The organism is Chitinophaga sp., assembly GCF_036569125.1.
Lineage (GTDB): Bacteria > Bacteroidota > Bacteroidia > Chitinophagales > Chitinophagaceae > Chitinophaga.
In genome coordinates this window covers 1-8,168 of sequence record NZ_DATCRF010000066.1, presented here as the reverse complement: position 1 = coordinate 8,168, position 8,168 = coordinate 1, and the positions used below count along the sequence as shown (strand labels likewise).

General features: G+C 48.7%; 9 protein-coding genes and 1 pseudogene. 4 read left to right on the top strand and 6 right to left on the bottom strand.

Going from position 1 to position 8,168, the window contains the following annotated elements; genetic code table 11:
* Nucleotides 1–345: 345 nt before the first annotated feature.
* A complete protein-coding gene (locus VIM87_RS02500; protein ID WP_331995441.1) occupies nt 346–1,548 on the bottom strand; it encodes an aspartate aminotransferase family protein in 1,203 nt (400 codons plus the stop codon).
* Between the two features lie 228 nt (nt 1,549–1,776).
* On the opposite strand from VIM87_RS02500, the gene VIM87_RS02495 reads away from it, so the two are divergent.
* From VIM87_RS02495 to VIM87_RS02485, 3 genes are read left to right on the top strand one after another with little or no spacing between them, the layout of a single operon-like run.
* Complete coding sequence (locus tag VIM87_RS02495) at nt 1,777–2,292, top strand: gamma carbonic anhydrase family protein (RefSeq protein ID WP_331995440.1); 516 nt, start codon at nt 1,777–1,779, stop codon at nt 2,290–2,292.
* Between the two features lie 44 nt (nt 2,293–2,336).
* Nucleotides 2,337–2,489 (top strand): hypothetical protein, encoded by a 153-nt coding sequence (locus VIM87_RS02490; protein ID WP_331995439.1) that lies wholly within the window; start codon nt 2,337–2,339, stop codon nt 2,487–2,489.
* A gap of 15 nt (nt 2,490–2,504) precedes the next feature.
* Nucleotides 2,505–2,657, top strand: coding sequence for a hypothetical protein (locus tag VIM87_RS02485; protein ID WP_156093006.1), 153 nt, complete (start codon nt 2,505–2,507; stop codon nt 2,655–2,657).
* Here the strand turns inward: VIM87_RS02485 and rsgA are convergent.
* From rsgA to VIM87_RS02460, 5 genes are all read right to left on the bottom strand, one after another.
* Nucleotides 2,654–3,583, bottom strand: a complete 930-nt coding sequence (gene rsgA / locus VIM87_RS02480; RefSeq protein ID WP_331995438.1) for a ribosome small subunit-dependent GTPase A — start codon at nt 3,581–3,583, stop codon at nt 2,654–2,656. The genes VIM87_RS02485 and rsgA overlap by 4 nt on opposite strands.
* Before the next feature lie 12 nt (nt 3,584–3,595).
* Nucleotides 3,596–4,606 (bottom strand): VWA domain-containing protein, encoded by a 1,011-nt coding sequence (locus tag VIM87_RS02475; protein ID WP_331995437.1) that lies wholly within the window; start codon nt 4,604–4,606, stop codon nt 3,596–3,598.
* Nucleotides 4,607–4,747: 141 nt separating this feature from the next.
* Entirely contained in the window at nt 4,748–5,728 is a 981-nt protein-coding gene (locus VIM87_RS02470) for a hypothetical protein (RefSeq protein ID WP_331995436.1), read from the bottom strand.
* Nucleotides 5,729–5,753: 25 nt separating this feature from the next.
* Entirely contained in the window at nt 5,754–6,620 is an 867-nt protein-coding gene (locus VIM87_RS02465) for a DUF58 domain-containing protein (protein ID WP_331995435.1), read from the bottom strand.
* Between the two features lie 72 nt (nt 6,621–6,692).
* Nucleotides 6,693–7,694, bottom strand: coding sequence for an AAA family ATPase (locus VIM87_RS02460; protein ID WP_331995434.1), 1,002 nt, complete (start codon nt 7,692–7,694; stop codon nt 6,693–6,695).
* 287 nt (nt 7,695–7,981) lie between these two features.
* Here VIM87_RS02460 and VIM87_RS02455 point away from each other — a divergent pair.
* Nucleotides 7,982–8,168: pseudogene (locus VIM87_RS02455) on the top strand (hypothetical protein); the annotation flags it as partial.

Genomic DNA, 8,168 nt, shown 5'->3' with positions numbered 1-8,168 from the left:
GGGTTGGCGGTCTATTAGGCTTTATCAAGCGGATGACGCCGGCCAAGGTTCGTTGTTTGGACCTGCAAGAGCGGCCGTCGCAGATCGGGGTTGCGGTAGTACTGAAATTGCGCCGGTAGTTAGCATCTGTGATAAAGCAGTAAAAAATTGACACATGGCACTAAATGATTATTGCCAGCTCATTTATCTAATGCTGCTCATTATTTATGCTGCTGTAGTCATTCGCCTATTCACCGGCGTTCTTAATTCAGTCGCGTATGATCAATGAAGGTACCATACGCAAACATTACGGTGTAAACAGCAACCAGCTGAATGGTTAGTTAGCAAGCCGCCACCAGTTTGCTGCTACCCCCTTATTTGCAATGCTGCGATTTTATCCAACGCCGCTATAATCACCCCACATGCTTCCTTAATCTCCTCCTTACTAATAATCAATGGCGGGGCTATGCGCAAACATTCCGGTGCAAACAGGAACCAGTCGGTAAGCAGGCCCTGGCTGATGCATTCATCTATTACCTTTTTATTAAAGGGGAAATCCGCTAACTCAATGGCCATCAGCAGGCCCTGGGAGCGTACTTCCTTAATGGCGGGGTGCTGCAGATATTGATGAAAAAGCTGCTCCTTTTCTTTAACCGATGGGATAATATCTTCATCCAGCAAGGCATTCAGGGCTGCTAAGCCGGCAGCGCAGCTAACAGGGTGGCCGCCAAAAGTGGTAATGTGCCCCAGCACCGGGTTATGGGTAAGGCTCCACATAATATCGCGGGAGGCAATGAAAGCTCCCAGGGGCATACCGCCGCCCAGGGCTTTACCCAGCAATAATACGTCGGGCACTACGCCAAAACGTTCAAAACCCCATAAGGCGCCATTGCGGCCCAGCCCACATTGGATCTCGTCCAGCACCAGGAGGACGCCGGTTTCGGTGCATTTTTGCCGCAGGGCGTGTAACCATTCCTGTTGGGGCGGACGTACGCCTGCTTCAGCCTGCACGGTTTCTGCAATTACGCAGGCGGTGCGGGTAGTAATATGCTCCAATGAGCTGAAATCATTATAATCCAGGTGCTGAATATCCGGCAGCAGGGGGCGGTAGGCATTGCGCCATTCCTCCTGCCCCATAATACTCAGAGAGCCCTGGGTAGATCCATGGTAGCTGTTCTTAAAGGCAATGATCTCCGTACGGCCGGTATAGCGTTTGGCCAGCTTCATGGCGCCTTCCACCGCTTCGGTACCGGAGTTAGTAAAGTACACACTGTCCAGCGCAGCGGGCAGGTGCTCCGTTAACCTGGCGGCAAAAGCTACCTGGGGCGACTGTACCAGTTCGCCATACACCAGCAGGTGCATATATTGCTGCGCCTGATCCTGTATGGCTTGTACCACTCTGGGATGGCAATGCCCTATATTACATACACTGATGCCTGCAATAAGGTCCATGATGCGCTTGCCTGCTGCATCCCACATATACATTCCCTGGGCTTTGGTGATCTCCAGCGCCAGCGGCGCATCTGAAGTTTGTGCTACATGCCGTAAAAAAAGCTGCCGGTTATTCATACAAATGCGAAGGTAGTAATTATACAAGCTTTTAGCTGTTGGCGGCCAACGCTTAGCTTGGGAAAGAAAAATGGCCGGTTATAATAGAATAGAAAAAATTTGCGTTCTACCTGATGGGCCATTGTGGATTATTATTTGTAGCGGTTAACCAATAACTTGCAGCTATTACAACTAACAGCTAAAAACTAACTGCTAACTGCTAATTGCTAACTGCTCTTAAATCTATAAATGATGCCTGTTATACTACCAGTAAAAGGAATACAGCCGGAATTTGGCAACAACTGTTTTATTGCCCCCAACGCTACCATTGTAGGTGATGTAACCATGGGCAACGATTGCAGCATATGGTTCAATGCCGTGGTGCGGGGCGATGTGAACAGTATTCGTATAGGCAATAAGGTGAATATACAGGACGGCGCCGTTATTCACTGCACCTACGAAAAAACAAAAGCCATTATCGGCAACAATGTATCCATAGGCCATAATGCCATTGTGCATGGCTGTACCGTTGATGATAATGTGCTGATAGGCATGGGCGCCATTGTAATGGATAATGCCCGTATTGGCAGCAACAGCATTATTGCCGCCGGTGCGGTGGTGCTGGAAGGTACCCAGGTAGAGGCAGGCACCATTTATGCCGGGGTGCCGGCCAAAAAGGTAAAAGACATCAGCCAGGAGCTGATCAGCGGCGAAATAGACCGTATTGCTAACAATTATCTCATGTACTCAAGCTGGTTCAAATAGTAAAAAATCATTATATTGCAGTAAATTACAAATTACAGATACCTATGAAGAAACTTTTACTCCTGATGTGGCTTACCGCTATGGTAGCTACCGGGTGTGCTACGCAAAACGGCTGCCCCGCCAATAACTTTTATACCAAAGGCAATAAAAGCGACAACCGGAAGGCCCGTAAACAAATGGACAGCCGCGTATTCTAAGCTATTCCATACCCTATGCGACACAAAATTACCCTATTGCTGATCGTTGCCGGCCTGCTAACCATGAGCGCCTGCAAAACACAGAAAACCGGCTGTCCTCAACCCAAAAAGAACTGGGGTGCGGAAAAAGTGCTGGATGAGCTGAATAAACCCAAGAAACGGGGTTAATAACGTTCTTCTTCTATGGTTTCCAGGATGGTAGCGTAGCTGATGTACCTATCTGTATCTATCTCCCCTTCTTCTACGGCCGCTTTTACCGCGCAGCCGGGCTCATTGATATGCAGGCAGTTATTGAACTGGCACTGCGTAATATAGGGCTGCATTTCCAGGAAGTAATGCGATAATTCTGTTTTAGGGATGTCAATGATCCCGAACTCGCGCAAACCGGGGGTATCTATTATCTGTCCGCCATCCGGCAGGTCGAACATTTCTGCAAAAGTGGTGGTGTGCAGGCCTTTACCGCTCCAGCCGCTTACTTCTTTTGTACGCAGCTGCATACCGGGCAGCAGCTGGTTAATAAGGGAGGATTTGCCTACCCCCGAGTGGCCGGACATTAAGGTTACCTTATCTTTCAGCATTTCCTGTACCTCGCTTATCCCTTCGCCCTTAGCAGCAGAGATCAACAGCACCGGGTAGCCAATATCCGTATACACATCTGCCATTTCCAGAAACTTTTCCCGGTCCTTTTCTTTCAGCAGGTCTTTTTTATTGAACACCAGGATGGCCGGAATATGGTAAGCAGCGGCCGTTACCAGGAACCGGTCTATAAACCCGCGGGAGGTGCGGGGCTCCTTAATGGTGCATACCAGCACTGCCTGATCCAGGTTGGCGGCTACAATATGTTTGTGTGATCTTTTATGGGGAGAGCTGCGGACAATATAATTGCGGCGGGGCGCAATTTCCGTGATCATGGCATTGGCGGCCTCTTTTTCTTCTTCTACTACTTCTACAATGTCGCCCACGGCAATGGGATTGGTGGAGGTAATGTCCTCATCCATCTTAAAAACACCTTTCATACGGGCCTGGTAAAGCCCGCCATCCACTGTTTTTACCTGGTACCAGCTGCCGGTAGATCTGTAAACGGTTCCTTGCATGAAGGGGCGAAGTTACGGTAAACTACGGAAAGCCGTGTAACGCAGCACCACTTCCAGCAGCAGGCAGGCCAGGGCCAGCATAGCCAGCGGGAAAAAATGTTCTGCGTAACGTTTATAGGACGTGATCTCTACCTTGGTTTTTTCCAGCTTATCAATTTCATCGTAAATGCGCTGTAAGGCTATGGTATTGGTAGCGCGGAAGTATTTGCCGCCGGTTTCAGAAGATATTTTTTTCATCAGCTGCTCATCGATCTGCACATCCTGCATTTGCATCTGTATGCTGCCATCCGGCATGGTCATAGGAAAGGGCGCTTTGCCATAGGTACCAATGCCAATGGTATATACCCGGATCTTAAAGGCTTTGGCTATTTCCAGCGCAGTAATAGGATCTACCAGGCCGGTATTGTTAACCCCATCCGTAAGCAGGATAATAACCTTGCTCTGGGCTTTGCTGCTGCGTAAACGGTCTACCGCGGTGGCCAGGCCCATCCCAATGGCAGTGCCATCCTGCAGCATACCGCTTTTTACCTGCATGATCTGGTTTTCCAGCACTGCATGGTCGGTGGTGATAGGGCATTGCGTAAAGCTTTCGCCGGAAAAGATCACCAGGCCGATACGGTCGCTGATGCGTTTATTCACAAAATCCACAGCTACTTTCTTGGCGGCTTCCAGGCGGTTGGGCTGCAGGTCTTCTGCCAGCATACTACCGGAAATGTCTATGCTCAGGGTAATATCTATACCCTCACTGTCAATATTTTCAGAGGTATTGCTGGTTTGCGGGCGGGCCAGGGCTGTTACCAGGGCTGCAAAAGCCAGTACACGCAGCACCAGCAGCACCGGCCGGAACTGTACTTTCCAGGACACCGGCAGCCCTTTAAGGCCCTGTATGGAGGATACCTGCAAAGCGCCCTGCTGCCGCTGCTGTTGTTTAAAATACCAGTAAATAAATACCGGCACCAGTAACAATAACCAGAAACACCAGGGATAGGCAAATGTTATATTTTTCCAGATCGACAGGTCCATTAGTTGAATTACGAATTATCAATTACGAATTAAGCGGAAAGCTGAAGGCATAAAGCATAAAGCTGATTGTGCTTTGCTGAAGGCCTTTTGTTTTGTGCTTTTTGCTTTCTGCTTTCTGCTTTACGCTTTCTGCTTTGAGCTTTACGCTTTCTGCTCCTCCACCGGTTTAGCGGCCGGTTTGGTCCACTCCACTATTTCAACGGCTTTGTGCATACTTTCTTCGTGCTCCTGCGGCGTGGGCTGCAGCTTTGCAAACTTCGCCAGGTCGGCCAGCGACAACAGCGCCCGCAGCTTATCGCGCTGCTGGTTCAGGATGGTCACCGGTTTTATGTTCTGCAACAGCTCGGCCGTAGTTTGTTCCAGTGCAGCTATGCCAAACTGCTCCTCAAAATAGGTACGCAAAATATCCGTGAGCCTTGTATAATATTCTTTCACATTACCCTGCTGCCATACTTTTTCTGCATCCAGCTCTTTTAACAGGCGCAGGGTACGGTCGTACACCGGTTCCAGCGGCGCTGCAGGCACCACTTTTTCCTTAACCGGGCGCTTACGGAAGTATAGCCACAAGCCAAGGCCCAACAGCACTACCGCTGCGCCAATAGCCATGTACAGCCAGTAATCCCAAATGTTCCAGGACACCGTGCGCACACTTTTAATGGGCTTAAATGCTTTGGTGGTATCTACGGTAACGGTATTTACATCTATACCAATGGGCTGCGAAAAAGCAGAATCCACCATACCGGCAGGGGAAAATACATCGAACCGCAGCGCGGGTATATCCCAGCGGCCGGAGTCAAAACTGGTAAGAGTAAAGGTTTGTTTAAAAAAAGTTTCGTTGTTATTGGCGTTGGTAACGGTATCCAGCTTGGAGCGGTCCACTACCTCCCAGTGATTAAAAGAATCCGGCAGGTTAGGAAAGGTGAGCCGCAGGTTAGCGGCTTTCAGCTGGTTCAGATCCACTTTGGCCGACAGCTCCAGCTTAACCTGTTCGCCTATACGTATCTTATCGGTATCGGCCAGGGCCTTGATCTGGTAATGATCCTGGGCCAGCAAGCGGAAAGGACACAGGTATCCCAGCAATACAAATAAAAAAATACGCTGTAAGATTATTCTTTTTCGCATGATGGTTTTTGCTCCGCTTTAAAACTTATGCCCGGTTCAGGAAAAATGTTTGCAATGCTTTTACGTAATCTTCGTCGGTACGCACACTTACCAGCTCGGCCCCGCTTTTCAGGAATGCGCTGCGGCAGTATTGTGTGTGCTGCAGGAACTGCTGGGTGTAGTACTGCTGCACCCGTTTATCAGCTGCATCTACCCACTGGCGGCCGCCCGTTTCAGCATCCACGGCCTGTATAAGGCCTACCGGCGGCAGCTCCTTATCGCGCTGGTCATACACATGTATGCCCACCATATCATGCCGGCGTGAGGCGATGGTCAGCGCATCCTGGTAGTCGCCTGCCAGGAAATCGCTCAGCAGGAAAACAATGCTCCGCTTTTTGGCGGCATTGTTAAAGAAGCGAAGGGTTTCCCGGATGTTGGTGCCTTTCTTTTTAGGTTTAAAAGAAAGCAGCTCCCGGATAATGAACAGGATATGTGATTTGCCCTTTTTGGGTGGAATGTATTTCTCCACCCCGTCGCTAAAAAATATCACCCCCACCTTATCGTTGTTATTGATAGCGGAAAAGGCCAGTACGGCGCATATTTCCGTTGTAAGGTTACGCTTATTCTGGTGCACGGTACCAAATGCAGAGCTTTCACTTACATCCACCAGCAGCATTACGGTGAGCTCTCTTTCCTCTTCAAAGATCTTTACAAAGGGATGGTTGAACCGTGCTGTTACATTCCAGTCAATAGACCGTACATCATCTCCAAACTGGTATTCCCTTACCTCACTGAACGACATGCCCCTTCCTTTAAAGGCGCTGTGGTACTCCCCGGAAAAAATGTGGTTGGAGAGCCCGCGGGTCTTCATTTCTATGCGTCTTACCTTTTTGAGTATTTCTGCTGTATCCACCCAGTCAAATAATTAAGAATGAATAATTAATAATTAATACTGCCAACTGCCCACTAACAACTGCCAACTATCTTATGGCACTTCAACGGCATTCAGTATTTCGCTCAGGATGTTCTCAGAGGTTACGTTCTCTGCTTCTGCCTCGTAGGTAAGGCCTACGCGGTGGCGCATTACATCAAAGCAAATGCTGCGCACATCTTCCGGTATCACATATCCGCGGCGTTTCATGAACGCATAGGATTTTGCAGCCCAGGCCAGGCTAATGCTGGCGCGGGGCGATCCGCCGTAGGAGATCAGCGGCTTCAGCTTTTGCAGCTTATACTCTTCCGGGTGGCGGGTTGCAAATACTATATCCAGTATATAACGTTCTATTTTTTCGTCCATATATACTTCCCTTACCAGCTTGCGGGCCTGCACAATATCGCCCGGGTTTATTACCGGGTTAATGGCGCTCATGCCGTCCGGGTTCAGGTTCTGGCGGATGATGTGTCTTTCTTCTTCCTTGGTGGGATAGCCGATCACTACTTTCAGCATAAAACGGTCTACCTGTGCTTCGGGCAGGGTGTAGGTACCTTCCTGCTCTATCGGGTTCTGGGTGGCCAGTACCAGGAAAGGCTCTTCCAGCTTAAAGGTAGTATCGCCAATGGTGATCTGTTTTTCCTGCATGGCTTCCAGCAGGGCGCTCTGCACTTTTGCCGGGGCACGGTTAATTTCATCTGCCAGGATAAAGTTGGCAAAGATGGGCCCTTTACGCACCACAAACTCGTTACGCTGCTGGTTATAGATCATGGTACCTACCACATCGGCCGGTAAAAGGTCCGGTGTGAACTGTATACGGCTGAATTTTGCATTAATAGCGGATGATAAAGACTTGATGGACAAGGTTTTTGCCAGGCCGGGCACCCCTTCCAGCAGCACGTGCCCCTGGGCCAGCAGACCAATTAAAAGGCGTTCTACCATGTAGCGCTGGCCAACGATCACTTTTCCCAGCTCAATATTCAACAGGTCAACAAATGCGCTGGCCTGGTGGATCTTTTCATTCAATTGACGGATATCTTGCGATGTATTCTCCATGCGATGTATGTGTTTTTCAAGTTTGCTAAAATAAACATTCTACTCACAAAACGCTGTACCACAGCCAGGTTAGGCAGTTAAAGTGCTGTTAATATAATACGAATTATCAATTACGGATTACGAACGGGCATACCAAATGGTTAAAATTCATAATTTATAATTCCTCAATTCGTAACTAAAACCGGCGGCCCCAAGTTAATAAAGCCCTGGCATATTTATATCATCTTTTTTTATAACGTACCTTTGCGGCTGTAACAAATCATTACCTGACAATCATATATACAGTTATGAGCGATTTTGAGCAGCAATGGGAAGGGGTTATTAACCAGTTAACCGAGCGTTTTGGTAAAAAGCCGAATATGGAAGCTATCCTGTTCCTGATAGGGATCCAGGAGCTGGGAAAACTGAAAAAGAAATACACCAAAGAGCAGAAACAGGACCTGATGCATGTTGCTACCTGCACCCTGTTAAGCC

Excerpts from the sequence above, each read along its gene's own strand:
- VIM87_RS02470 (WP_331995436.1), bottom strand. The coding sequence starts at position 5,728 with ATGCGAAAAAGAATAATCTTACAGCGTATTTTTTTATTTGTATTGCTG.
- VIM87_RS02485 (WP_156093006.1), top strand. The coding sequence starts at position 2,505 with ATGCGACACAAAATTACCCTATTGCTGATCGTTGCCGGCCTGCTAACC.
- rsgA (WP_331995438.1), bottom strand. The coding sequence starts at position 3,583 with ATGCAAGGAACCGTTTACAGATCTACCGGCAGCTGGTACCAGGTAAAA.
- VIM87_RS02475 (WP_331995437.1), bottom strand. The coding sequence starts at position 4,606 with ATGGACCTGTCGATCTGGAAAAATATAACATTTGCCTATCCCTGGTGT.
- VIM87_RS02495 (WP_331995440.1), top strand. The coding sequence starts at position 1,777 with ATGATGCCTGTTATACTACCAGTAAAAGGAATACAGCCGGAATTTGGC.
- VIM87_RS02460 (WP_331995434.1), bottom strand. The coding sequence starts at position 7,694 with ATGGAGAATACATCGCAAGATATCCGTCAATTGAATGAAAAGATCCAC.
- VIM87_RS02490 (WP_331995439.1), top strand. The coding sequence starts at position 2,337 with ATGAAGAAACTTTTACTCCTGATGTGGCTTACCGCTATGGTAGCTACC.
- VIM87_RS02500 (WP_331995441.1), bottom strand. The coding sequence starts at position 1,548 with ATGAATAACCGGCAGCTTTTTTTACGGCATGTAGCACAAACTTCAGAT.